The following is a 24,650-nucleotide window of genomic DNA, read 5'->3' as shown; positions in this document are numbered from 1 at the left end:
GGTGCAGGTATGCCCATCGCCATCAACCCTGAGCACAGCGACCTGGCCGACTCGGTGCGGTCCTTCGTCGCTCGGGTGGCGCCCTCCGAGGTGCTCCACGAAGCGCTGGAGACGCCGATTCCCAATCCGCCGCCCTACTGGAAGGGCGCGGCCGATCAAGGTCTGCAAGGTGTGCACCTGTCCGAAGACGTTGGCGGGCAGGGCTTCGGGATACTCGAGTTGGCCATCGTCGCCGCCGAGTTCGGCTACGGCGCGGTACCGGGGCCGTTCGTTCCGTCGGCCATCGCCAGCGCGCTGATCGCCGTACACGACCCCAACGCCCCACAACTGGGCGACCTGGCCTCCGGCGCGACGATCGCGACCTACGCCATCGACTCGAGCCTGACCGCCACCCGGCACGGCGAAGGCGATGCCGCCGGTCTGGTCATCCGCGGGGAAGTGCGTGCCGTGCCAGGCGCCGCAGAGGCGTCGCTGCTGGTGCTGCCGGTCGCCATCGAGAGCGGCGAGGAGTGGGTGATCCTCGATGCCGACCAACTGGAGATCGAACCCGTCAAGAGCCTCGATCCGCTGCGCCCGTTGGCACACGTGCGGGCGAACGCCATCGAAGTGAGCGACGACCGGGTGCTGAGCAACCTGAGCCGGCCGCTGGCGCGCGCGCTGATCTCGACGCTGCTGTCGGCGGAGTGCATCGGCGTGGCGCGGTGGGCCACCGACACCGCCGCGGCGTACGCCAAGATTCGCGAACAGTTCGGCAGGCCCATCGGACAGTTTCAGGCCATCAAGCACAAGTGCGCTTCGATGATCGCCGACACCGAGCGGGCCACCGCCGCCGTCTGGGATGCGGCCCGCGCCATCGACGAGTTCACCGCGCACGTGCGCAGCGGAGAAGACCCCGAAACCGGCTCTGCCGAAATCGCATTCGAGTTCGCCGCTGCCGTGGCGGCCACCCTGGCACCCGAGGCCGCCCAGCACTGCGCTCAGGACTGCATCCAGGTGCACGGCGGCATCGGGTTCACCTGGGAGCACGACACCAACGTGTACTACCGGCGTGCGCTGGTGCTGGCGGCCGGTTTCGGCAGGCACGCCGACTACCCGCAGCAGGTCGTCGACGCCGCTACCAGCACGGGGATGCGCAAACTCAACATCGATCTCGATCCCGAGACCGAGAAGCTGCGTGACGAGATCCGCGCGGAAGTGGCTGCGCTGAAAGCCATCTCACGCGAAGAGCGCAATGTCGCGATCGCCGAGGGCGGTTGGGTGCAACCGCATCTGCCCAAGCCGTGGGGACGCGCGGCCGGCCCCGTCGAGCAGATCATCATTGCCCAGGAGTTCGACACCGGCAGGGTCAAGCGCCCGCAGATGGGCATCGCGGCCTGGATCATCCCCTCGATCGTCGCGTTCGGCACCGACGAACAGCAACAGCGTTTCCTACCGCCCACCTTCCGCGGCGAAATGATCTGGTGTCAGCTGTTTTCCGAGCCCGGTGCGGGTTCGGACCTGGCCAGCCTGACGACCAAGGCCACCAAGGTCGACGGCGGCTGGCGGATCACCGGGCAGAAGATCTGGACCACCGGTGCGCAGTACTCGCAGTGGGGCGCGCTGTTGGCAAGAACGGAGCCAAGCGCTCCAAAACACAATGGGATCACCTACTTCCTGCTCGACATGGCCAGCGAGGGCGTCGAGGTTAAGCCGCTTCGCGAGCTGACCGGCAACGCGATGTTCAACACGGTCTTCATCGACGACGTGTTCGTGCCCGACGAGATGGTGCTCGGTGAGGTGAACCGCGGCTGGGAGGTCAGCAGGAACACGCTGACCAACGAACGGGTTTCGATCGGCAGCAGTGAGCCGCCGTTCCTGGCCAGCCTGGCCGACTTCATCACGTTCCTTCAGGACGGGCAGTTCGACCAGATCGAGCAGAACCACGCGGGCAGGCTCATCGCCGAAGGGCATGCCGCCAAGGTGCTCAACATGCGCTCGACGCTGCTCACACTCGCTGGTGCCGATCCGATGCCGTCGGCGGCGATCTCCAAACTGCTGTCGATGAAAACCGGCCAGGGCTACGCGGAGTTCGCGGTGTCCTCGTTCGGCACCGACGGCGCGGTCGGTGACCCGGAGCAGGAGCCCGGCCGGTGGGCGGAGTACCTGCTCGGCAGCAGGGCAACCACGATCTACGGCGGCACGACCGAAGTGCAGCTCAACATCATCGCCGAACGCCTGTTGGGACTGCCGCGCGATCCGTAAAGGCGCTTGCTGAAACGGCGTAGCCTGAGATCTGCGGTTGCGTCCAATGGTTGGCGGTAGTCATGAGCGGTCTTGGTGTCCGTAGCGCCCGCGTCGTCGCCGGCACGGCGGCGATGACAGGGCTGTTTCTGGCGCCGACGGTCCTTGCCGACGATCCGACGCCACACGAACAGTCCGCGCCCTGCTATCCCGGCATCATCCCCGGGAACCCCTGGGCGAAGTCGTGCAACTTCGGGCCTCGACCGCCGCGAGTACGTGGTGGCCCGCCCGACCAGACGGCGGTAATCGCCTGCCGCGACATCCCCGGCTGCCTGTCCGCGTTCGTCAACAATCCCTGACGAGCGTTTCAATGAACGTACCGACGGCAACATTTCTGTTATGACCAACGACGTCGAGAAACGCTGGGACCGGCCGAAAGCGTTTCGGGCCGCTGCCACCTATGCCGCGGTCGTGGTCGCGGTGGCCGCCGTCGCCTTCGTCATCTACGCCCTTGTGTCGAAGACCTCGGTCGTCGCCGCCTCGACCGTGCCCACAATCCTGTTGCTCGGCGGTATCGGCGCGTTCATCAAGACCTACCGCGAGTGGAGGGCGCAGGGCACCTGGGTCCAGTGGCAGGGCGCCGGATGGTTCCTGCTCCTGCTGATGCTGGTGTGCCTGTCGATTCCCGGCGCGGCCGCGATGGCCGATTAGGGCACGGCCTGACTATTCCGGCTGGTTGGCTTCCGCCTTCTCGTCGGCCTTCTTCTCGCCGCCTCCGTCGGCCTTCTTCTCGCCGCCTCCGTCGGCTTTCGCTTTCTCGCCGCCTCCGTCGGCTTTCGCCTTCTCGCCGCCTCCGTCAACGTCCATCTCCCGGAGCTCACGCTTCAAGATCTTGCCGGTCGGATTGCGCGGCAACTCGTCGAGGAAGACGACCTCGCGCGGCACCTTGTAGCGCGCCAGATGCTCGCGGACATAACCCTTGATGTCGTCCTCACCGATCGAGGCGCCGTCGGTCTTGACCACGAAGGCCCGCAGCCGGTGGCCCCATTCCTTGTCCTCGACGCCCACCGCGGTGGCCTCGACAACCTCCGGGTGTCCGCTGATCAGGTCCTCCACCTCGGCGGGGAACACGTTCTCGCCGCCGGACACGATCATCTCGTCGTCGCGGCCACTGACGTAGAGCAGACCGTTCTCGTCGAAATAGCCGACGTCGCCCGACGACATCAGCCCGTCGATGATCTGCTTGTGTCCGCCCCCGGTGTAGCCCTCGAACGGGAAGAAGTTGCCGACGAAGATCCGCCCGACCTCGCCCTGGGGCAGTTCGTTGCCGTCGTCGTCGAGGATCTTGACCTTGACGCCCTTCACGACCGGTCCGACGGTGGCCGGGTTCTTCTCCAGATCCTGGGGTCGCGCGATCGTGGCGAACGCGATCTCGGTCGACCCGTAGAGGTTGTATATCACGGGTCCGAGCATCTTGAGCCCGCGCTGCGCCATCTCGGCGCCCAGCTGCGACCCCGATACGAACACGATCCGCAACGACGACAAGTCGGGCTTGCGATCCATGTCGTCAAGCGCATCGAGCATGCGCGACAACATCACCGGAACGACCACCACCGCGGTCACTTTGTGCTCCTCGATGTCCTCGAGGACCTTCTGGGCCTTGAACCGCCTGCGCAGCAACAGCGTCGTGCCCAACATCATCGAGATCGTCGCGTGCAGGAAGCCCAACGCGTGGAACATCGGCGCCGGAAGCGCGGTGATCTCGCCACCCTTGAACGGCACATGCGAGAGCACGCCGCCGATGGGAGCGAGGGTCGGCGGTGTACTTCTGTTGGCGCCCTTGGGTGTTCCCGTCGTCCCACTGGTCAGGATGATCACCGACGAGTGCTTGGTCGCCTTGGGCGCCGACTTACCGGAGTGGCGGGAGACGAAGTCCTCGAGCGTCTCGTCGGTGCTGTCCGACGGTTCGCCCTTATCGGGATTTACGCCGAGCGCGCGCAACTTGCCCAGCGGCGGATCCGCCTTGGACACGGCCTGGCAGTACTCGTCGTCGTAGATGATCAGCTTGGCGCCCTCACGTTCGGACACCTCCTTGACCTGGGGTCCGGAGAACTCGCTGTTGAGCAGGATGATCCGCGCGCCGGTGCGGGCGGCGCCGTACAGCGCGACGAGGAACCACCGGTGGTTGCGGGCCAGGATCGCGACCCCGTCACCGCCCTTGACGCCCTTTTCGAGCAGGCCGTTGGCCACTGAATGTGCGGCGTCGTCGAGTTCTTTGAACGTCATCTCGCCGAAGTCGTCGATGATCGCGGTGCGATCGGGGGTGCGGCGGGCGTTCAGGGCCGGGATCATCCCGAACTCGCCCCAACGCCGGATGTCGGCGAGCATTCCGGCGACGTTCTGCGGGGGTTCGATCTTGAACGCGCCCGCTCCGAACATCTTGGTGGCGTAGTGCAGCTCGGCCGACCCGCGTTCGACGAGTTGCTGAGCCTTGGCGAGCGCTTGCGACGGGAGCTCGGAGAGTCTTGCCATGTCCCCACCATATGTGACCCGCGTCGCAGTACGGCCGGGAAACTAGCATGACGCTATGGCCGCACCCCGGTACCTTGAGGTCGAGGGTCACCAGGTGCCCATCAGCCACCCCGACAAGGTGGTCTTCCCCGATATCGACGTCACCAAGTCGGACTTGATGCACTACTACCTCAGCGTCGCCGACGGCGCCCTGCGCGGTGTGCGTGACCGGCCGATGATCCTCAAGCGGTTCGTCAAGGGCATCACCGAGGAGGCGGTGTTTCAGAAGCGCGCCCCGAAGAAGCGGCCTGACTTCATCGACGTCGCCGAGTTGAAGTACGCGTCAGGGACGTCGGCGGCCGAAGCGGTGCTGCGCGATGCGGCCGGCCTGGTGTGGGCGGTCAACCTCGGATGCGTCGACCTCAACCCCCACCCGGTTCGGTCAGACGATCTCGCGCATCCCGACGAGCTGCGCGTCGACCTGGACCCGATGCCGGGTGTCGAGTGGCCCCAGATCATCGACGTCGCGATGGTCGCCCGCGATGTGCTCGAGGACCACGGACTGACGGCATGGCCCAAGACATCGGGATCGCGGGGCTTCCACATATACGCCCGCATCCAGCGGCGGTGGCCGTTCAAGTTCGTCCGGCTCGCTGCGCAGGCGGTGGCGCGCGAGGTCGAGCGCCGAGCGCCCGAGATCGCCACCGCGCGCTGGTGGAAGGAAGAGCGCGAGGGCGTTTTCGTCGATTTCAATCAGAACGCGTTCGACCGGACGGTCGCCTCGGCCTATTCGGTGCGCGCGACCCCTGACGCCAGGGTGTCGACGCCGCTGCTCTGGAGCGAGGTGCCCGGATGCCTGCCGGAGGCGTTCACGATCGCGACGGTGCCACAACGGTTCGCCGAACACGGTGACCCCTGGGAGGGCATAGACGATTCAGCGGGCTCGCTGGACGCGCTGCTGGACCTCGCCGACCGGCTCGGTCCGGCGGAAAGGGCACCACGCGGGGCCAAACGTTCGAGCGCAGGAACCGGTCGGCGGGTCTCCTCGAAGCCGCTCATCGAGATCGCCCGCACAAAGACCAAGGACGAGGCGATGGCGGCGTTGGACGAATGGCGACGACGGCACCCGACCGCAGCCGAAAAGTTGGAACCGGCAGACATTCTGGTCGACGGTATGCGGGGTCCCAGCTCGATCTGGTACCGCATCCGGATCAACCTTCAGCACGTGCCCGAAGACGAGCGCCCCGCCCAGGAGGAGTTGCTGGCCGACTACAGCCCGTGGGAGAACTACTCCGGACCCCAGTGGATGCGCGATAGTTGACGATTCAAGGCTCTTTCGCTTCTTACGAAAGTATTAGCCGCTGCTCCCGGTGGCCTTAAGTTGGCCGCTTACCTTGAGTACCAAGGTCGAGTTGAGGTGCTACAGGGGGCAGTGATGTACGGAAATCCGTCATTCGAATGCGCCGGCGCCCAGCTTCATGCGGTGTGCCGCCAGCTGGCGACTGTCGTGACCATCGATGGGATCATCGATGAAACCAACATCGAACGGATCACCGCATTCGCGCGCCGGTTCGTCCTCGCGGAAAAGCCGTTCGTCCTTAACCTCAGCGGTGTGAGTTCGTGTGCGCGACAGGTTGTTTCGTTGATGTACGACATCGACGAGTGCTGCTTCGACACCGATGTGGAATGGACTGTCATCCCCAGCAACGCCGTCGAACGCGTGCTGTGCGCTTCCGGAGTGAGTGTGCCGGTCGCCGATTCGGTCCCCGATGCGCTTGCGCAGTTCGCAAGCGACCTCAACCAACGGCGTCGCCCATTGCCGCTGTTGACCCAGAAGACCGCATAGCGGAAGGCGACCAGGTGCTTCTCGATATTCGCTGGCTCGGTTACCTGCTTGGCCGTCGGCATCCGACGGCCAAGCAGACCGGCCACGCCTTCTGAACCCGCTTCACCGTCGACCGACGCCGGTCCTCGACACGCGATGCGGTGGATCGTCGACGGTATGAACGTGATCGGTTCGCGCCCCGACGGCTGGTGGCGTGATCGTCATCGCGCCATGGTGACGCTGGTCAAGCGGTTGGAATCCTGGCGTGCTCACGGCGATGACGTCACCGTGGTGTTCGAACGCCCACCCCAGCCTCCGATCGACTCGTCGGCCGTCACCGTGGCCTATGCTCCGCGCCCGGCGCCCAATTCGGCCGATGACGAGATCGTCCGCCTGGTCCTCGCCGACGACCGGCCTGCCGATATCAGCGTGGCCACGTCCGACCGCACCCTTGCCGAGCGGGTACGCGAGGCCGGCGCGTCCGTCGTCCCGGCGGAGAGGTTGCGCGATCTCATCGATCCGCGGTGACGCCTGCGGGCCGCCAATCGGGCGATCGGCCCAAGTGGCGCAGCACCCGATCCAGGTCGCTCGCCCCGGCCTGAGGTTCCACGGCACGCGCGAACGGTGAGTTGTCCGCGTCTCGAATTTCACCGTCAGGTACCCCCATCGCCAGTGGCACGACGGCCGCAACGACGTCGTCGGGCAATCCGAACGGCACACCGATGCTGCGGGCGACGTCCCACCCGTGCACGACGTAATCGACGAAGTGAAAACCGATCGCCATCGCACCCGGAACCGTGGCGTCCTCGCCGAACTCCGGTAGCACGAACGTCGCCTCCAGCACCCCCTCGCCAGCGAACGCGGCCACCACCTCCGCGGCCGCGGCGGCATAGGCGCCGCCAGGGTTGGCGCGGACCGCGTCCGCGACGGTCAGGGGCCTCCACACCCCGAGATCGCCACCCGCTCCGCGAGCGGAGGCGGCAAACCCCTTGTGCTGCACGGTCATATGAGTCAACAGGTCGCCGAGGTCCCACCCGCCACACGGCGTCGGACGATCGAGGTCATCGACCGTCACTCGCGAGACGATGTCGACGCTGGCGTTGATCGCTGTTCGATGGAACGGTCGGAGATCGGTAATAGTAGACATACGCTTACGATATGCCTCTGCTTATCATTGGTCAACGCTTAATATTCCTGCATGCCGTCCAAGCCGCGACGACGAGACCTCGCGGCGATGCTCGCCCCGCTGATGCGCCGGCTGATCGCCCTGGAGACCCCCGTGCTCGCCGAACACGGCGTTTCGATGTGGGGTTACGCCGTGCTGTCAGCGCTCGACGAGTCCCCGGTGCGCAGCCAAGCCGCACTCGCCGAAGCCATCGGCGCCGACAAGACCCGGATCATCCCCACGCTCGACGAACTTCAGGAGCGCGGCTACATCGAGCGCGTACCCGACCCGGCCGACCGGCGCGTGCGTCTGCTGGAGATCACCGAAGCCGGCCGTGCTCTTAAAGATTCGGTGCAGACGGAGATCCAGCGCGGCGAGGAGCGGTGGCTTTCGGCGCTCTCCCCCGCCGACCGGCGAGCGTTCCTGCGGGCCCTGCACGAGATGACGGGTGTCGAGGACACCCCATAGGGTCTGAGAAATGAACCGCCTCGACCGCTTCTTCGAGATCTCGGCGCGCGGCACGACGGTCGGCGCGGAGGCCCGCGGCGGGCTGGTCACGTTCATCGCGATGGCCTACATCATCGTCCTGAACCCGATCATCCTGTCCAGTTCCACCGACGTCACCGGCGATCGGCTGCGATTCGCCGAGGTTTCGGCGGTCACTGCGCTGGCTGCGGGCGTGATGACGATCCTGTTCGGCCTCATCGCGCGGATGCCGTTCGCGTTCGCCGCCGGTCTCGGCATCAACTCGTTCGTGGCGACGACGCTCGTCGGCTCCCTCACCTGGGCCGAAGCCATGGGACTGGTGGTGATCAACGGGCTCATCATCGTCGTACTGGCGGCGACCGGATTGCGGCGGCTGGTCTTCGATGCCGTACCGATGCAGCTGAAGCTGGCCATCACGGCCGGCATCGGGCTGTTCATCCTGTTCATCGGCCTCGTCGACGCGGGGTTCATCGGTTCGACGGGCGTCGCGTCACCGCCGGTCGGCCTCGGCGGCAACGGCAGCGGCTCCATCAGCACCGTACCCACCGTCGTCTTCGCCTTCACGCTGCTGCTGACGGGCATCCTGGTGGCCCGAAAAGTGCGGGGCGGCATCCTGATCGGACTCGTCGCGGGCACCGTCGTTGCGGTAGTGACCGAGTCGATCTGGCACCTCGGCTCTGCCGCGGACAAGCCCGGAGGCTGGAGCCTGTCGGTCCCGACCCTGTCGGGCTCACCGTTCGCGCTTCCCGACCTCTCGCTCGTCGGCGCCTTCAGCATGGACAGCTTCGGTCGCATCGGCGTGATCGCCGCGACCATGTTCGTGTTCACGCTCGTGTTCGCGAACTTCTTCGACGCAATGGGCACGTTCACGGGCCTGTCCCGCGAGGCCGGGCTCGCCGACGAGAAGGGCACCTTCCCGCGCCTGCGGGCGGCCCTGATCGTCGAAGGCGCGGGCGCCGTGGTCGGCGGCGCATCCTCGGCCTCGTCGAACACGGTGTTCGTCGAATCGGGTGCGGGCATCGGCGAGGGCGCCAGGACCGGGCTGGCCAACATCGTGACCGGCGTCCTGTTCCTCGCCGCGATGTTCATCTCTCCGCTGGCGTCGGTGGTACCCACGGAGGTGGCCGCCGCCGCGCTGGTGATCGTCGGGTCGATGATGGTATCGCACCTGCGACACATTGACATCTCCGAGTTCTCCGTCGCGCTGCCCGTAGTGCTGACGGTGGCCACGATGCCGTTCTCGTACTCGATCGCCAACGGCATCGGCGTCGGCTTCATCGCGTGGGTGGTGCTGCGGTCGGCAGCAGGAAAAGCCCGCGAGATCAGCCCACTGTTGTGGGTGGTCGCCGCGGGCTTCCTGCTGTACTTCGCGCGAGGTTGGATCGAGTCGCTGCTCGGGATCTGACCCCCCCTCAGCGGTCGGCTTGTCGCTTTTCCTTCTCGGCGTCGGCGAGGTCGTCGATCTTGTCGGCCTGCGCACGCGTCGTGGCCGCGTCGACGCGCTTGTCCTGCGCGTCGGCCATCTTGGCGCTGGCCACCTTCGCGACGGTGCGCTCGGCCGCGTCGATCTGCTCTTCTTCGCGGCGCTTGGCGGTCTCGACGTTCTTCTTGCGCTGTTCGGCGATCTCGTCAGCCTTCTTCTTGTCCTCGGCGATCTTCTTCTCGGCGTTCTCAACCGCCGCGCGCTTGCGCTCCTGCGCATCGGTGCGCGCCTGGCGGGCTTCGGCCTCGGTCTCCTCGAACGTCTTCTGCTTGTCCTGCAGCGCCTTCTCGCGGGTCACCTTCAGCTCTCGGCCCGCCTGCTTGACGTTCTCGTCGGCGGCCGCGTCGAGTTCTGCCGCGCGGCGCAACGCGTCGCTGCGCTCGACGAGGGTGGCGCCGCGCTTCTGGAGCTCGTGATCACCGAGCGCCGTGCCCACGGCAGTGTCGAGCATCCCCAGGGAACGCTCGTAGAACAGCCGGGCCGGCGCTTCGTCGTCCATCCGGGCGACGAAGCGGTCGTCGATCAACTGCAGCGGCACACGGGCCACCTGGTACTGAAACTTCAGCACCGCCTTCGGAATAGCGGTGAGGCTCATCGGTTCAAGCTCCTTCTACGCCCTGCTCAGGCGTCGTCGTTGAGGTTTTCGGCCTGCCGCCGGATACGGGCGGCCTCCGCTTTCGCGCTTGCCGACTCCTCGACGGCTTCGCGGTGGTCTTCGAGCGCGCCGGCGAGCTGGGTGTCGGCGTCGTGCACCCCCGCCCGCTGCTCGGCCCTGGCTTCGCGCGCCTTGCGCTCGGCGTCGATTTCGGCCTGGGTGCGCTCGCGCTCGAGCTGCTGATGGGCGGCGGCTTCGGCGGCACGCTTCTGGGCGGCCTTCTGGTTCTCCACCGCGCCCTTTTCGGCGGCCGCTTCGGCGTTCGCCGCGGTGCGCTCCTTGGCGCCCTCGCGCTTGGCCTCCACCACATCGCTGCGGGCCTCCCGCGCCTCCGCGTCGGCGACCGCGTCGATCGTGTTGGCTTCTTTACGGCGTTCGGCCTCGGCCTGCTGCAGTTGGCCTTCGGCGGTCAGCGAGTCGTTTCCGGTGATGGCGCCAAACATCTCTTTGGCCTTGCCTTTCACCGAGTCGATCAGGCCTTCGCGTGCCTGGCCGGCCTTGTCGTGGTCCGTCATTCGGGCCTCCTCTCAAGGGTCAAGGTTCCACATGCTGTGGGGTCCGAAACCCTCTGTGGGCGGATGCACAGCAATGGCTCAATCGCGTAGGAGATCGGGCGCGTCACCGGCGCGGCCCAGCAGCAGACCCAGCACCGACACGTTGAACACACCGAGAAGCTGGGCACCCGAGTGGTGACCCGCGAACGTGAGGGCGTCGTAGTCCGTGGTCACACCGGGGATGAAACCCAGCACTCCGGCGAGCAGTAAAACCGCCCCGACGGCCACCGCCGCCCGCTACACGGGGGGCGCCGCGCTGTCGGCGCCGCTTTGGGTGAGCCCTGAGATCCTGGAACAGCCATCGCCCGGCGGGATAGCCGTTCGCACCCGATCGAAACGCTGCGATCATGTGTCGCGTGACAGCGACCACGATTCCGGCCATCGCTCTGACCGGCTACCTCGGCGCGGGTAAGACCACGCTGCTCAACCACGTGCTGCGCCAGCCGGGTGCCCGCGTCGGTGTCATCATCAACGACTTCGGCGAACTCAACGTCGACGCGGCACTGGTCACCGGGCAGGTCGACGAGCCGGCCTCGATCGCCGGGGGCTGCATCTGCTGCCTTCCCGACGAGGGCGGGCTCGACGACGCGCTGGCCAGGCTCGCCGACCCGAAACTCGGCCTGGACGCAATCATCATCGAGGCCAGCGGACTGGCCGACCCGATAGCGGTGTCGCGGATGATCCGATTCAGCGGGGTGGAGCGGGTGCGGCCCGGCGGCATCGTCGATGTCATCGACGCCGCCGCGCATTTCGACACCGTCGACGACCACGCGACCCCGCCTGCGCGATACGGCGCGGCCACGCTCGTGGTGGTCAACAAACTCGACCAGATCTCCGAGGACGCCCGCGACGAGACGCTCGGGCGAATCGAAAAACGCGTGCGCGAACGGAATCCGGACGCACACGTCGTGGGTGCCACGGCCGGACGTGTCGACCCGGCTCTGCTGTACGACGTGTCCGCATCCGTCGACGTCGGCGAGCAGCTCTCCCTGCGCGAATTGCTCGTCGACACCGAAGACGCCCATGACCACCCGCACGTGCACGCCGATTCGGTCACCGTGACCAGCAACGGTTGCGTCGATCCCGCGGCGCTGATCGACCTGCTCGAAACGCCACCCCCGGGCGTGTACCGGCTCAAGGGCACGGTCGCGGTCCGGTACCGAGAGCGCACGCGCCGCTATGTCGTCAATGTGGTCGGCACGTCTGTACACATCGCGAACGCGCGGTCTACGGCGGTCGCCAACGGACTCGTCGCGATTGGCACCCATCTCGACGTCGACGACGTCCGCGCGCGCATCACGGCGGCGCTGGCACCGCACCACGGCGTGGTCTCGGCCGCGGGGGTTCGGCGGCTGCAGCGCTATCGCCGGCTCAGCGTCTGACACGCGCCTAGGGTGAGGACATGAGCGCCGCCGAGCAGCGCGCCGGGGTCGACCTGACCAACCTCGATCAACCGTTGAGCCCGGACGCCGATGCCACCAAGCGCGATCTGATCAATTACCTCGACGCGGTATCCGATCGAATCCTTCCCGGCCTCGAGGGACGTCCCCTGACGGTGTTGCGGGTGCTGCGCGGGCGGGCGCCGTTCATGCAGAAGAACGTGCCGAAGTACACCCCGGACTGGGTGAAGACCGTCTCGATGTGGGCCGAGTCCTCCCACCGCGAGGTCCGCTATGCGCTGTGCGACGATCGGCGCACGTTGCTGTGGCTGGCCAACCAGCGCGCCGTCGAGTACCACCCCACCCTCGGCTTGGCCGAGAACATCTACCGCCCAACGCATCTGGTGCTCGACCTCGACCCGCCGGAGGGAAGCGGCTTCACGGCCGTCGTCGCCGCGGCTTACCTTGTGCGGCAGGCGCTTTCGGACTGCGGTCTGGCCGGAGCGGTGAAGACGAGCGGCGCAAAGGGAGTGCATGTTTTCGTGCCGGTCGACGACAGCGCACCGGTCGACGACGTCGCGGCGGCCACCCGTGCCCTCGCGGCGCGAGCGGAAGCGCTCGACCCTTCCTGCGCCACCACGGCTTTCATCGTCGAGGACCGCGAAGGCAAGGTCTTCATCGACTCCACCCGCGCCGGTGGTGCGACGGTCGTCGCCGCATACAGTCCCCGGTTGCGCCCCGGCACTCCGGTGTCGTTCCCGGTCGCCTGGTCGGACCTGGACCGCATCACACCGGCCGACTTCACGGTGCACAACGCGATCGACGTCCTGGACGGGAGCGATCCGTGGGCGCAGGCGATGCCCGCACCGCAGACGCTGCCACCCAGACCTGATCGAGCACGGCAGGACCATTCCCGTCGCGCGGGTCGCCGCCATGCACGAGGGAAAGCGGCGGGCACGTGCGCGTCGCAACGAGGGCGGCTGACGTCGGATTCACCCGGCCGGTTAGCGGGTATCGACAGCGCATCGGCGGAGGGATTCCGGATGGTGGGCTGGCTGGACCGGCTGCAGCGACGCAACCGCCGCGTGGGTTTCGTCATCGCGGTGATCTACAAGTACGTCGATGATCAGGGTGGTTACCTGGCGGCGCTGATCACCTATTACGCGTTCGTCTCCCTGTTCCCATTGCTACTGCTGCTGACCACCGCGCTCGGGGTCATACTCGTCGGCCACCCAGAGCTACAGCAACAGATCCTGCAGTCCACGCTCGGCCAGTTCCCCGTCATCGGTAGCCAGCTCGAACGGCCGGAGCAGCTCAGCGGCGGCGTCACGGCCGTCGTGGTCGGTATCGGTGGCGCCCTCTACGGCGGCCTCGGTGTCGGGCAGGCGCTGCAGAACGCGATGGACTCGGTATGGGCGGTGCCCCGCAACAACCGCCCCGACCCGTTCCGGTCGCGCCTGCGCAGCCTGCTGCTGTTGTTCGTGCTCGGTTCGGCCGCGGTCACCGCGACGGTGCTGTCGGCGGTCGGCCACGCAACGGCCAGCCTGGGCTGGTTCGGAAAAGTTGGCATCACCGTCGCCACCGTCGCGATCAACGCGCTGATCTGTCTGGTGGCGTTCCGCGTCACCACCGCCCGCTCCGTGTCGTACCGCGACGTACTGCCCGGCGCCCTCGCGGCAGCGGTGATATGGCAGCTGCTGCAGTGGTTCGGCGCGAACTACGTCTCTCACGTGGTCAAATCGACCAGCGCCACCAACAGTGTGTTCGCGTTGGTTCTGGGCCTGCTCGCGTTCCTGTATCTGGTTTCGGTGACGTTGGTGATGTGCGCCGAGGTCAACGTCGTTCGGGTCGACCAGCTGTATCCCCGTTCGCTGATGACGCCGTTCACCGACGACGTCGACCTCACCTCGGCCGACCGGCGCACCTACACGCGCCGGGCGAAAGCCGAACGGGCGAAAGGCTTTCAGAAGGTCAGTGTGCGATTCGACCCGACGGGTGACAGGTCTTCTGATCAACCCGGTGAGGTGCCCGACAGCCAGGGTTGATCCCAGCTGTCCACTGCCGCCACTTCCGACAACGGCTTACGGCGGACCGTGCGATGGTGGCCGGCAGGCCATCCCACCGTCACCAACGCCGCCATCATCCAGTCGTCCGGGATACCGATCAGTGCACGCAGCTGATCTTCACAACTGGTGTGCCACAACGTGATCGCCGCTCCGAGTCCTTGGGCGCGGGCGGCCAACAGGAAATTCTGCACCGCCGGGAAGATCGATCCGCCTTGCTGCAGCTCCGATGCGCCGGCCTGCGGCCGGACGCAGAAGAGAATCAGGCCGGGTGCGGCGCCGCCGCTCCGCATGTGGTCGGCCATTGATCTCAGTACCCGAGACCGCGGATCGTCCGCACCGTCATCGGGGGACGTGATCCCGTAGAACCGCTGCAGCTCGTCCCACGTTCGGTGTGCGGCCGCGGTGACGAGCGCACGGGCTTGTTCGGAGCGCAGCACCACGAACCGCCATGGCTGTTGGTTGGCGCCCGACGGCGCCCAGCTGGCCGCCTTCAGGCACCTCTCCAGCGTGGCATCGTCGACCGGTTCGTCGCGATACCGCCGCACCGCCGACGCGGTCTCCATCACCGTCCAGACGTCCGTGGACACGGCCGGGGTTGGGTTCACGGCGTTGTCGTGCCGGGTAGCACGCCCCGCCATGTGCCGCCGCGCACGGGCCCGGTGATCAACGGCAGGTCCAGCGTCGACAGCACTCCCGGCGGTGCGGCCATCACGGCCGGGATGGCGTTCAACTCACGCATCACGGTCGCATACGTCAAGCCACGCATGTTGTTTCCACGCCCGTGCATTTCGATGTCGACGGTGTAGGTGGGCAGCCCGTCGACGATGACGCGGTAACCCCCGTGCGGGGAGGGGTGGCGCGGCCAGTCCGGAGCCGCCTGCCCACCCATGCGTGTGATGTGCTCGAGCACGACGCGTTCCTCGTCGTCCACCATGCCCGCCAGCTTGAACCGCATGCCGCCCATGGTGCCCTGGTCGATCCAGCCCGATGCGACCTCGTACCGCTCGGTGGCCAACCACTTCTCGATCGTGGTGACGACGTGGTCGAGAGGAAGGCCCACGCCGTCGGCGACGAGATGGACTGTCGGTGCCCACAGCGCCGCGAGGCGCTCGGTGTCGAACAGCGGCGCCGGATGGTCGGGCGCGTGGCCGAAACCCATGAAGTCGAACATGATGTCGGGCTGGTTGATCGGGCCGTAGTCGAGTATCTCGAGCATGGTGATGGTGTCGACGCGACTGCTGAATCCAGTCATCGTCAACGCGATGACGTCGTTGGCCCACCCCGGATCCACGCCGCTGTTGAAGAAGCTCGTGCCCCCTTCCTCGCACGCCGACGCGACGAGCTCGGCGGTGTCCTTGTCGGCGGCAGGCGGGTAACACATCGGAACGAGCGAGGTGCACACGACGTTCTTGCCCGCGCGCAGGCACCGGGCGATGTCCTCGGCGGCCTCCCGGTAGCGGTAGTCGCCCGAGGCGAAATAGGCGACCACGTCGGCGTCCAGTGACAGCGCGGAATCGATGTCGCGGGTGGCGATGACTCCGGTCGCGGGCATGCCGCACAGCGCACCGGCGTCCATGCCGTCCTTGGCCTCGGCGTGCACGACCACGCCCGCGAGATCCAGACCGGGGTGAGCGATCAGCGCACGCAACGCGCCGACACCTACCTGACCTGGCCCCCACAAGATCACCCGCGGGTTACGTTGGCAGTCCGACATGTGCACCCTTTCAGTCGATCCATCCAACTCGTGAGAACATACCTTCTCAATAAACGACAACACCATTGCCAGATTGGCCTGATCCGGAGGACACGATGAGCGAGTATCAGTTTCTGAAGTGGGAGACGTTCGACGACGGCCAGATCGTTAGGATTTCGCTGAATCGTCCGGAGCAGCGCAATGCGCAGAATCGCGGGATGCTGGTCGAACTCGATGAGGCGTTCGCCCGCGCCGAGGCCGACGACACCGTTCGCGTCGTCATCCTCGCCGGCGAGGGACCGATGTTCTCCTCCGGCCACGACATCGGTTCCAAGCAGGCACGTGCCGAGTTCATGCCGGGGCCGGAGCAGCATCCCACGGCGGCGATCAACGGGGGGATGCGCGAGGGCGCGGAGAAGATCATGCTGCAGGAATGGCATTACTTCTTCCAGAACAACCTGCGCTGGCGCAACCTGCGCAAGATCACGATCGCGCAGGTGCACGGCGACGTGTTCTCGGCGGGCCTGATGCTCATCTGGGCATGCGACCTGATCGTGGGCAGCGAAGAGGTGCGCTTCGCCGACGTCGTGGGCACCCGGCTGGGGATGTGCGGCATGGAGTACTTCGGCCACCCGTGGGAGTTCGGCCCGCGGCGCACCAAGGAGCTGATGCTGACCGGTGACGCCATCGACATCGAGGAGGCGTATCGGCTCGGGATGGTGAGCAAGATCTTCAAGCGTGACGAATTGGCCGATCGCACACTGGAAATGGCGCGGCGTATCGCCACGGTACCGACGATGGCCGCGCTGCTCATCAAGGAGTCGGTCAATCAGTCGGTCGACAACATGGGCTTCTACAACGCGCTGCAGTCGTGTTTCACGTTGCATCAGCTCAACCACTCGCACTGGGTGGGCGTGCGCGATGACAAACGAGCGACCGCCGGTGAGGAGCAGGGCGTGCCGAACTGGCGGACCGCTCCCCCGATCGTGTTGTCAGTCAAGGATCAGGTGCGATCGGACGCGTGACGACCGCGCCCTCCCCTTCTTCCGCGCCGAACGTGGGTTACCGTCACGCGTTCGGCGGGCGAAGCGTGCGTCAGCCCCACACTCGCGATAGGCAGAGCCGAGTCAGCCGGCGACGGGTCCGTAGCGGGCGTCGGCGATCCGGTCCAGAGCGGCCGCCGGCTCGCCGAACACCATGGCCCAGCCGCGGACCCGCCGGTAGTACAGCTGGATGTCGCCTTCCATCCCAAAGCCGTAACCGCCATGGATGTGCAGGCTGCGATAGGTCGCGTCACGCGCGGTTTCGTAGGCGAAAGCGAAGGCCATCGCGGCCAGCTCGGTCGCACGGTCCGGTTCATCGGAGAACGCGCACGCCGCTTCGAAGGCGAGTAAGCGCGCACCGTCGGTCGCGGTGGCACTGTCCGCAAGCGGATGTGACACGGCCTGAAAGGTGCCAATTGGGGCCCCGAACGCGTGCCGCTGCTTGGCGTATTCGGCGCCGATCTCGACGGCCTTGGCCGCGGCGCCCACGAGGGCCGCGGCGGTAAGGGTGAGCCACAGGTCGACCGCGTTCGAAAACAACCGGCGTCCCTTCTCGCCTTCTGCGAGAACGATGGCGTCATCGTGGACGGTCACGTCCGCCAGCGGTAAGGATCCGAGGTTCTGCACGTGCGCACGGTTTTCGTTCGACAACGCGACGAGACGCCCGCCGACCAACGCCACCACGGCATCGGCGACCGCGCCTCCGGGCGCCAGCGCCAAGACATCGCCGCCATAAGGCCTGGGCGCGAAGGTGACGAGCTTGTCCGCCGACAGGGCCGAACCCAACAGGTCGTCTCCGCCGCAGGCCGCCAGCAGTCGCGCGGCGATCTGCGCCTCGATGACCGGTGCCGACGCGATCGCCCGGCCGTATTGCTCGGCGATCAGCGCCAACTCGAGCTCGGAAGCCCCCCACCCGCCATGGGATTCACCGACCGCCATCTCGATGACGCCGGTCTGGACGAGGGTCTCCCACAGCTTCGGATCGAACCCGAGCGGTTCTGCGGCACGCACCCGTTGCGACGTCGACTCGCGGGTATACATCGCGGCGAAGGAATCGACGAGTTGTCGCTGTTCGCCGGACAGGCTCAGGTCCACCGGACATCCCTCACATGCGAATATGGATACTCTCAGTTTTGAGAGTAACATTATCGGCTGCGCCGTCCGCACGCCCCGTCTGCGACAGATTGGTTACCGCTCATGCATTTTCAATCCGACGCCGCGACCGAAGTCTTCCGGGACAGCGTGCGTGACCACCTCGACGACGTGTTGACCCCCGACTTCGAGGAGCGGATCTACCGCAGCGGTGTCGCACATGACGACGACTTCGCCAAGGGGCTCGTCGAAAAGGGCTACTTCGCTCCCGGCTGGCCGACCGAACTCGGCGGGCAGGATCGGAACGCTTGGGAAGAGCAGGCGCTCAACGAAGAACTCATGCGCACGGACGCGCCGGTATACCTGTCCGAGACCACCCGGATGGTGGCGTCGATCATCCGGCAGATCGGTACACCCGCGATGAAGGAGCGCATCCTCGCCGGTGCACTGAACGGCGACATCACCATCGCGCTCGGCTTCACCGAACCGGAGTGCGGCTCGGATGTGGCGGCCGCGGCCACGAGGGCCGTGCAAGACGGCGACGGCTGGGTCATCAACGGCTCCAAGATGTTCACGACCAACGGTCACATCGCCGACTACGTCTTCCTGCTGGCCCGAACCAGCCCCGAGAAGCCTAAGCACAAGGGGCTCACGATGTTTCTCGTACCGACGAGCTCCGACGGCTTCGAAGCGCAAGCGGTGTGGACGCTGTCGGGCGAGCGCACCAACATCACCTTCTACAGCGACGTGCGCATCGGCGACGAGTGGCGCATCGGTGACGTCGACGCCGGCTGGCAGGTGCTGGGCCTGTCGCTACAGGACGAGCACGCGTCAGGATGGGGACCGCACATCGCGCGTCTCCTGCACCACGCCGAGGAGTGGGCGACCACGACGCACGCGCCCGACGGATCACCTGCGATCGCGAAAGCCGAGGTGCGGCGGCGGATCGCGCGGATAGCGATGGAACTCGAAGTGGCGATGCTCCTACAACGCCGATGTGTGTGGATGACCGAGAACGGTCGTACGCCCGTCGCCGAGGGGCCGATGTCGAAGGTGTTCTCCACTGAGTCGCTCGTGCGCGCCAGCCAGGACATCGTCGAACTCGTCGGACCCGATGCGATGCGGTCCTTTCTCGAGCCCACGGCACCGGAGCGTGGCCGCTTCGAACACCTCGTGCGGTTCTCGCTGGGGACCACGATCTACGCCGGCACCAGCGAGGTCCAACGCACCATCATCGCCCAGCGGGGACTCGGCCTACCCCGTTAGGTCCTTGGGCTTGCGGGTAGCCCGCCTCCGCGGCGCCGACTTCGCGGTCACGGTCTTCTTGGGCGCGTTCGCGGGCGGCGTCAGCGCCTGCAGGCACCAAGCCCACAGCTGATCCTCCGTGAGCTCGGCGCCCTTGACGCCCAGATGGAACACGCCGATCTGCGCGAGCGCGATGAGCGTCGAGTTCAGCAAGGTGGTGAGCTGGGCGGGCGTTAGATCTTTGCGAACCAGACCGGCGCGTGAGCACGACGTGAGGATCTTGGTGAGCAATTTCTGATGCGGCTCCCAGATCTTCGCGAAGTCTGCGGGCCGCTCGATCTCCAGGCTCAGGTTGTAGATCGTCATCACTCGGCCGCCGATGGCCTCTGACGACTCTGCACGCGAGAGGAATCCCCGGCAGAACGCCTCGAGCTGTTCCATGGGACCGTCCGCGGCCGCCACCTCGTGGCGGATCGCTTCGATGAACTGGCTGGTGGCGTTCTCGTAGAGCGCCAACAAGAGCTCTTCCTTACCCGCGAAATGCTGGTAGAACGCGCGCAGGCTGAGGTTCGAGCGGTCGATGAGGGTTTGGATCGTGAAATCGGCCCGTCCGGATTCCTCGACCAGCTCGAGGGCCGTGGCCAAGAACCTCGAACTGCGCGCGAGTGCACGCGCGCGCGCTTGGCTGAGTCGCCGCTCGATCGTTCTCTCCTGCCAGCTACCCGGCATCTCGACGTCGGTCTCGACGAGTTCCAGATCGGCTTCCGAGTCGCGGGCACTCCGCTTCTTAGCAGTCATGATTACCTGAGAATACGCGTTCCCCGCTCGATTCTGCTCAGCTACCTACACGTGCACCTTGGCGGAACCGGCGTCAAGCCGCCGGGCTTCATCGGGCATCGGGCTCTCTCACGGTCTCCACCTGCCGGTCCCAAACCTGTACGGTATTGTGAAAACATTGATTCTCGATTGCGGAAACACGTGTTTCGCGATTGTGCCGCAAGCCGTTCCTTAAGGAGTGCAGCGTTGACCGCAGACATCCTGATCGTCTCACCCGACGACCATCTGGTGGAACCGGCCGATCTGTGGACCAGCCGGTTGCCCGAGCGCTATCGCGATGTCGGACCGCGGATCGTCCGGCACCGGGGACGCATGGACCCGTCGGTCACCTCCGACGTCGCGTTCATCGAGGATGACGACGGCCGCGACGCCGACATCTGGCACTACGAGGATTCGATCATCCCGATTCCGCTCATCAGCGCCGCTGCCGGTTACGAACTCGACGAACTCTCCACCGACCCGATCACCTACGACGAGATGCGCCCCGGCTGCTATCGACCGGCCGACCGGCTCGCGGACATGGACGTCGCCGGCATCGAGGCCTCCGCTTGCTTTCCCAACACGCTGGTCCGGTTCTGCGGCCAGCGCTTCCTCTACGCCAAGGACAAAGAGCTCGCGTTGCTCTGCGTGCAGGCCTACAACGACTTCCAGATCGATGAGTGGGGCGGCGGCTCGAACGGCAGGCTCATTCCGCTGGGCATCATCCCCCTGTGGGACGTCGAGCTCGCCGTCAAGGAGGTCGAACGGGTAGCGGCCAAGGGCATGCCTGCGGTGTGCTTCTCGGAGCTGCCTGCGCGACTGGACCTGCCGTCCATCCACAGCGGTTACTGGGACTCGTTCTTCGCCGCGTGCGAGAGCAACAATGTCGGCATCATGCTGCACATCGGGTCGAGCTCGTCGCTGACGAAGTCATCCCCCGACTCTCCGCACGTCGTCACCAGCGCACTGATGGCGGTCAACTGCACCATCGCCCTGGTCGACTGGCTGTTCTCGGGCAAGCTGCGGCAGTTCCCCAAGCTCAAGCTCGCGTTCGCCGAGGCGCAGGCCGGGTGGATCCCTTACTACCTGCAGCGCGTGGACGAGGTCTGGGAGGACCGTCGGGCGTGGGGCGGCATCCACCCGCTGCTGACCGAGCCGCCGAGCACGCAAGTCCCCGGCCGCGTGTGGTTCTCCACCTTTGGCGACCCGGTCGCGTTCCGCATCCTCGATCTGGTCGGACCTGACCAGCTGATGTTCGAGACCGACTACCCGCACAACGACACGAATTGGCCCAACAGCATGGACGTCGCCAACAAGGCGACCGAGGGCCTCGATGAGGAAACCAAGCGGAAGGTGTTGTCCACCAACGCGAAGAACTTCTTCGGCTTGGCCTAGCGGTCTAGCGCGCTTGCCAGTCGGGCTTGCGCTTCTCCAGGAATGCGCGCGGGCCCTCGATCGCGTCTTTGGTCAGGGCCACCTTCATCCGATAGTTCTCGGCGAGCAGCTCCGCTTCGTATATCGGCAGCGTCAGCCCCTTGCGCACCGCCATTCGCGAACCGCGCACCGCAAGAGGCGCATTGGAATTCACGATCTCGGCCACCTCCCACGCCCGGTCCATGAGCGTCTCGTGGGCCACTATCTCGGTGAACACGCCGAGATCATAGGCGCGCTGCGCGTCGAGCTGCTCGTGCCTGCCCATCAGGATCAACCGCATCGCCACGGGGAGCGGCAGGATCCGGGCCAGCCGAACCCCTTCACGCCCGGACGTGACGCCGATGCTGACATGCGGGTCCATCAACGTCGCGCGTTCGGACGCAATCGTGATGTCGGCCGTCGTGACGAGGTCCATGCCCGCACCACATGCAATGCCGTTGACAGCACAGATGATCGGCTTGGTCATCTGCAGCCACGGGGGTGTGGCCTCCTGCGGCGCATCCCATTGGCGCATGGAGCTGAGGATGGGCTCGCCTTGGTTGTCGATCCCCGCCGCGTTCTCCATGTCGTGGTCGGCCGCCTTGTTGACGTCAGCCCCGACGCACAGTGCGCGGCCGGCACCGGTGATGATCACGGTCCAGATGTCCTGCGACCGTTCGATTTCGGCGTACACCTCTGCGAGTTCGGCGATCATCGCGTCGTTGATCGCGTTGAGCACCTCGGGCCGGTTCAGCGTCACACACGCGGTGTGACCGGAGACCTCGAACATGACGGTGTCGTAATTGCTCATCTCACTCCGCAGCTGCCGTGTCGCGGGCGGTCGGCCGGACGCCCAGGATTTCTTCGAACCGGTCGCAGTAGCGCGGCCACACCTCCGGGTTGAGTAACCGCGGCGGTATGGCGCCCGCGAAAATCGTCTGCCACTGGCTGGCGGTGGCGACTGCGATGTCGCGAGCCGCCTCGACGGTGATGCCCGCGACATGTGGCGTCGCGACGACGTTGTCGAGCCTCAGCAGCGGGTTGTCGTGTCTCGGCGGCTCCTCGTGGAAGACGTCGAGTCCCGCGCCCGCGATACTCCCGCTCACCAGGGCGTCGTAAAGCGCCTCTTCGTCGTGCACCGGGCCACGCGCGGTGGTGATGAAGTACACGGTCGGTTTCATCGCGGCGAATTCCGCACGACCGAACAAACCTCGCGTCTCGGCGGTCAGCGGGCAGGTGACCTGAACGAAGTCGGATCGTTCGACCAACTCGGAAAGCCCGACCCGGACCGCGCCCCTGCCACGGGCGGTCGCGTCGTCGACGTAGGGATCGAAGACCAGGACATCCATCCCGAACGGAGCGCACAACTCGACGAGCCGTCCGCCGATGGCGCCCAATCCGACGACTCCAAGCGTCTTGCCGAACAGCTGAGTGCCCCGCAGTACCAATCGATCTCCGATCGGACCACTGCGCAGCGCCCGGTCGGCGGCGGTGATCTTCTTGGCCAGATCGAGCATGAGTCCGAGCGCATGTTCGGCGACGGCTTCGGCGCCGGGACCGGAGTTGTTGCACACCGCCACGCCCGCACGGGTACACGTCGCGACGTCGATCACGTCATAGCCCGCCCCCGCCGAACATACGGCAAGCAACTGTGGGCACCGATCCACCAGCGTCGGGCCCGCCAGCCACTGCGCGCCATCGTCGATCGAGGCGACGTCTGTTCTAGTGGCGACCTGATACCCGTGCGCCGATTCCAATGCTGCCCAACCCTGTTCGGCGGAAGCTCGGAGGTCGAGCTTGACGAGCTCGATGTCGGCCCCCGCCAGGATGTCTCCTGCGACCTGATCGGTCCATCTCTCGTAGACCAGCCGCGGACGGGTTGTCATCGCTTGATTTTGGGCTTCGCTTGAGCCGCCTTGAACATGTCGGCCAGTGCGGGGTCGACGTTCTTGTAGTCATTGCGTGCGATCGCGCCGTCGCGGCCCGGAACGGGGTCGTAGCCCAGGCGCAGATCTTTGTTCTCCATGTGGAAGTACTCCCGCCCGACGGGGAGGCGGCGATCCCCGCGCGGCACCTCCATCCACGCCCGCAGGAAACAGCGTGCCTTCTTCGGGTCGGTGCTGCTGACGAAGTCCGAGCGCGAGTGGCACATCGCGAAGTTGTTGGCGACCGCCGCTTCACCGGACTCCAACCGGAACTCAACCTGCTGTTCGACCAAAACGGTGCGCAACAACTCGATGGCCTCGTTCTGTTCGGCGGTGAACTCGCGGCCGAGGGTGTGCATGGCAGGCAGGATGCTGCTGAAGGTGAAGTTGATGCAGATACGACCGTCGATCTGCGAGAAGACCGGCACGTCGTAGGGGGTCACGTCCGGTTGATCGTCGGGTTGCTCGCTGCGCCGGTGGTGCGGGAACCCTTGGTAGAGCACGGGGAGCAGGTCGGGACGCTCGTTGAGAATCCGGTTGTGTGCGGCCGGGCCGCTCGCGAACTGGCTCTCGCCACCCTCGGCCGCGGGGTACACGCAGAGCAGCGACAGGATGTCCGCCGCATCGTTGTGCATCGCAAGCTCGGCTCGGGACTTTGTGCCACGCGCCGGTTGTACGCCGTTGGGCAACACCTCTTCCTGCACGCGCACCATGCGGTGACCGAACGAGTTGTTCGACACCAGGTAGCCGAGGTGGGTACAGAATGCCCAGTAGATGCGTTCCAGGTCCTCGATCGAATGCTGTTCGACGGGGAAACCGCGCACACACGCCAGGCCCCTGCCGAACATCAACTCCCGGTACAGCCGCGCGAGATCCTCGTCGAGATCCGGATGCCGGGCGTCCTCCGGCGTGATGTCGTCGCGACCCTTTCGCGCGGTCTTGGCCAGTATGGATTCCAGCGCAGCCACATTGCTCGACGACAGGTCGAAGGTGAAGTCCTCCTTGCTGCTGAAGTCGGCACCGGTCCATGCCATGGGGTCGGTGACTTGCTCGGTGTAGATCGCGGTGGGCATCCGTCC

At 66.2% G+C, this 24,650-nt stretch carries 24 protein-coding genes and 2 pseudogenes; 14 read left to right on the top strand and 12 right to left on the bottom strand.

The window, feature by feature from the left end:
• Positions 1 to 9 precede the first annotated feature (9 nt).
• The 3 genes from CEX87_RS11770 (at position 10) to CEX87_RS11760 (ending at position 2,931) form a co-directional block, all read left to right on the top strand.
• Positions 10 to 2,241: an acyl-CoA dehydrogenase gene (locus CEX87_RS11770; protein WP_094287227.1), complete on the top strand. Its 2,232-nt coding sequence runs from the start codon at positions 10 to 12 to the stop codon at positions 2,239 to 2,241.
• A gap of 62 nt (positions 2,242 to 2,303) precedes the next feature.
• Positions 2,304 to 2,579, top strand: a complete 276-nt coding sequence (locus CEX87_RS27095; protein WP_109395597.1) for a hypothetical protein — start codon at positions 2,304 to 2,306, stop codon at positions 2,577 to 2,579.
• 40 nt (positions 2,580 to 2,619) lie between these two features.
• Positions 2,620 to 2,931 carry a hypothetical protein gene (locus CEX87_RS11760; protein WP_064396067.1) on the top strand — a complete coding sequence of 104 codons (312 nt, stop codon included), beginning with the start codon at positions 2,620 to 2,622 and terminating at the stop codon, positions 2,929 to 2,931.
• Positions 2,932 to 2,943: 12 nt separating this feature from the next.
• Here the strand turns inward: CEX87_RS11760 and fadD2 are convergent, their stop codons facing one another.
• A complete protein-coding gene (gene fadD2 / locus CEX87_RS11755; protein WP_094287225.1) occupies positions 2,944 to 4,752 on the bottom strand; it encodes a long-chain-fatty-acid--CoA ligase FadD2 in 1,809 nt (602 codons plus the stop codon).
• A gap of 55 nt (positions 4,753 to 4,807) precedes the next feature.
• Here fadD2 and CEX87_RS11750 point away from each other — a divergent pair, with 55 nt between their 5' ends.
• The 3 genes from CEX87_RS11750 (at position 4,808) to CEX87_RS11740 (ending at position 7,084) form a co-directional block, all read left to right on the top strand.
• The gene (locus CEX87_RS11750) at positions 4,808 to 6,052 is read left to right on the top strand and encodes a DNA polymerase domain-containing protein (RefSeq protein ID WP_094287223.1); all 1,245 of its coding nucleotides are present in this window, start codon (positions 4,808 to 4,810) and stop codon (positions 6,050 to 6,052) included.
• Positions 6,053 to 6,238: 186 nt separating this feature from the next.
• Positions 6,239 to 6,577, top strand: a complete 339-nt coding sequence (locus tag CEX87_RS11745; protein ID WP_332888884.1) for an anti-anti-sigma factor — start codon at positions 6,239 to 6,241, stop codon at positions 6,575 to 6,577.
• Positions 6,578 to 6,712: 135 nt separating this feature from the next.
• Entirely contained in the window at positions 6,713 to 7,084 is a 372-nt protein-coding gene (locus CEX87_RS11740) for an NYN domain-containing protein (protein ID WP_064396075.1), read from the top strand.
• On the opposite strand, the gene CEX87_RS11735 is transcribed toward CEX87_RS11740, so the two are convergent.
• Complete coding sequence (locus tag CEX87_RS11735) at positions 7,068 to 7,703, bottom strand: TIGR03086 family metal-binding protein (protein ID WP_064396078.1); 636 nt, start codon at positions 7,701 to 7,703, stop codon at positions 7,068 to 7,070. The two genes, CEX87_RS11740 and CEX87_RS11735, sit on opposite strands and share 17 nt — an antisense overlap.
• 51 nt (positions 7,704 to 7,754) lie before the next feature.
• On the opposite strand from CEX87_RS11735, the gene CEX87_RS11730 reads away from it, so the two are divergent.
• Both CEX87_RS11730 and CEX87_RS11725 read left to right on the top strand, forming a co-directional pair.
• A complete protein-coding gene (locus CEX87_RS11730) occupies positions 7,755 to 8,189 on the top strand; it encodes a MarR family winged helix-turn-helix transcriptional regulator (protein WP_064396079.1) in 435 nt (144 codons plus the stop codon).
• Between the two features lie 10 nt (positions 8,190 to 8,199).
• The gene (locus CEX87_RS11725) at positions 8,200 to 9,612 is read left to right on the top strand and encodes an NCS2 family permease (RefSeq protein WP_064396081.1); all 1,413 of its coding nucleotides are present in this window, start codon (positions 8,200 to 8,202) and stop codon (positions 9,610 to 9,612) included.
• Between the two features lie 7 nt (positions 9,613 to 9,619).
• Here CEX87_RS11725 and CEX87_RS11720 read toward each other — a convergent pair whose 3' ends face one another.
• The 3 genes and pseudogenes from CEX87_RS11720 to CEX87_RS11710 form a co-directional block, all read right to left on the bottom strand.
• Positions 9,620 to 10,285, bottom strand: coding sequence for a hypothetical protein (locus CEX87_RS11720; protein WP_064396083.1), 666 nt, complete (start codon positions 10,283 to 10,285; stop codon positions 9,620 to 9,622).
• 26 nt (positions 10,286 to 10,311) lie between these two features.
• Complete coding sequence (locus CEX87_RS11715) at positions 10,312 to 10,860, bottom strand: CsbD family protein (protein ID WP_064396085.1); 549 nt, start codon at positions 10,858 to 10,860, stop codon at positions 10,312 to 10,314.
• Between the two features lie 99 nt (positions 10,861 to 10,959).
• A pseudogene (locus CEX87_RS11710) lies at positions 10,960 to 11,127 on the bottom strand (DUF4383 domain-containing protein); the annotation flags it as partial.
• Positions 11,128 to 11,246: 119 nt separating this feature from the next.
• Between CEX87_RS11710 and CEX87_RS11705 the strand changes: the two are divergent.
• From CEX87_RS11705 to CEX87_RS11695, 3 genes and pseudogenes are all read left to right on the top strand, one after another.
• The gene (locus CEX87_RS11705; RefSeq protein WP_064396087.1) at positions 11,247 to 12,281 is read left to right on the top strand and encodes a CobW family GTP-binding protein; all 1,035 of its coding nucleotides are present in this window, start codon (positions 11,247 to 11,249) and stop codon (positions 12,279 to 12,281) included.
• 20 nt (positions 12,282 to 12,301) lie between these two features.
• Positions 12,302 to 13,262 (top strand): annotated as a pseudogene (locus CEX87_RS11700) (DNA polymerase domain-containing protein).
• 59 nt (positions 13,263 to 13,321) lie between these two features.
• Complete coding sequence (locus CEX87_RS11695; RefSeq protein ID WP_094287221.1) at positions 13,322 to 14,323, top strand: YihY/virulence factor BrkB family protein; 1,002 nt, start codon at positions 13,322 to 13,324, stop codon at positions 14,321 to 14,323.
• Here the strand turns inward: CEX87_RS11695 and CEX87_RS11690 are convergent.
• Positions 14,290 to 14,907 (bottom strand): nitroreductase family protein, encoded by a 618-nt coding sequence (locus CEX87_RS11690; protein ID WP_094287281.1) that lies wholly within the window; start codon positions 14,905 to 14,907, stop codon positions 14,290 to 14,292. The genes CEX87_RS11695 and CEX87_RS11690 overlap by 34 nt on opposite strands.
• A gap of 38 nt (positions 14,908 to 14,945) precedes the next feature.
• The gene (locus tag CEX87_RS11685; protein WP_064396122.1) at positions 14,946 to 16,031 is read right to left on the bottom strand and encodes an NAD(P)H-dependent amine dehydrogenase family protein; all 1,086 of its coding nucleotides are present in this window, start codon (positions 16,029 to 16,031) and stop codon (positions 14,946 to 14,948) included.
• 122 nt (positions 16,032 to 16,153) lie between these two features.
• Here CEX87_RS11685 and CEX87_RS11680 point away from each other — a divergent pair, with 122 nt between their 5' ends.
• A complete protein-coding gene (locus tag CEX87_RS11680; RefSeq protein WP_064428118.1) occupies positions 16,154 to 17,062 on the top strand; it encodes an enoyl-CoA hydratase in 909 nt (302 codons plus the stop codon).
• Between the two features lie 102 nt (positions 17,063 to 17,164).
• On the opposite strand, the gene CEX87_RS11675 is transcribed toward CEX87_RS11680, so the two are convergent.
• Positions 17,165 to 18,175 (bottom strand): acyl-CoA dehydrogenase, encoded by a 1,011-nt coding sequence (locus CEX87_RS11675; protein ID WP_094287219.1) that lies wholly within the window; start codon positions 18,173 to 18,175, stop codon positions 17,165 to 17,167.
• A gap of 102 nt (positions 18,176 to 18,277) precedes the next feature.
• Here CEX87_RS11675 and CEX87_RS11670 point away from each other — a divergent pair, with 102 nt between their 5' ends.
• On the top strand, positions 18,278 to 19,438 hold the full coding sequence (locus CEX87_RS11670) for an acyl-CoA dehydrogenase family protein (protein WP_064396097.1): 1,161 nt from the start codon (positions 18,278 to 18,280) through the stop codon (positions 19,436 to 19,438).
• Here CEX87_RS11670 and CEX87_RS11665 read toward each other — a convergent pair.
• Complete coding sequence (locus CEX87_RS11665) at positions 19,427 to 20,215, bottom strand: TetR/AcrR family transcriptional regulator (protein ID WP_064396099.1); 789 nt, start codon at positions 20,213 to 20,215, stop codon at positions 19,427 to 19,429. The genes CEX87_RS11670 and CEX87_RS11665 overlap by 12 nt on opposite strands.
• 225 nt (positions 20,216 to 20,440) lie before the next feature.
• Between CEX87_RS11665 and CEX87_RS11660 the strand changes: the two genes are divergently transcribed.
• On the top strand, positions 20,441 to 21,628 hold the full coding sequence (locus tag CEX87_RS11660; protein ID WP_064396101.1) for an amidohydrolase family protein: 1,188 nt from the start codon (positions 20,441 to 20,443) through the stop codon (positions 21,626 to 21,628).
• 4 nt (positions 21,629 to 21,632) lie between these two features.
• Here CEX87_RS11660 and CEX87_RS11655 read toward each other — a convergent pair whose 3' ends face one another.
• The 3 genes from CEX87_RS11655 to CEX87_RS11645 are packed head-to-tail and all read right to left on the bottom strand — an operon-like array spanning position 21,633 to position 24,644.
• The gene (locus CEX87_RS11655; protein WP_064396103.1) at positions 21,633 to 22,457 is read right to left on the bottom strand and encodes an enoyl-CoA hydratase/isomerase family protein; all 825 of its coding nucleotides are present in this window, start codon (positions 22,455 to 22,457) and stop codon (positions 21,633 to 21,635) included.
• A 1-nt stretch (position 22,458) separates the two neighbouring features.
• Positions 22,459 to 23,532 carry a hydroxyacid dehydrogenase gene (locus CEX87_RS11650; protein WP_064396105.1) on the bottom strand — a complete coding sequence of 358 codons (1,074 nt, stop codon included), beginning with the start codon at positions 23,530 to 23,532 and terminating at the stop codon, positions 22,459 to 22,461.
• Positions 23,529 to 24,644 carry a TauD/TfdA family dioxygenase gene (locus CEX87_RS11645; RefSeq protein ID WP_094287217.1) on the bottom strand — a complete coding sequence of 372 codons (1,116 nt, stop codon included), beginning with the start codon at positions 24,642 to 24,644 and terminating at the stop codon, positions 23,529 to 23,531. The genes CEX87_RS11650 and CEX87_RS11645 overlap by 4 nt, the downstream gene beginning before the upstream one ends.
• Between the last annotated feature and the right edge of the window lie 6 nt (positions 24,645 to 24,650).

The sequence above is a fragment of the Mycobacterium lehmannii genome (genome assembly GCF_002245535.1).
Lineage (GTDB): Bacteria > Actinomycetota > Actinomycetes > Mycobacteriales > Mycobacteriaceae > Mycobacterium > Mycobacterium lehmannii.
The sequence above is the reverse complement of the archived record's forward strand: the minus strand, read 5'-3'. Positions and strand labels throughout refer to the sequence as shown.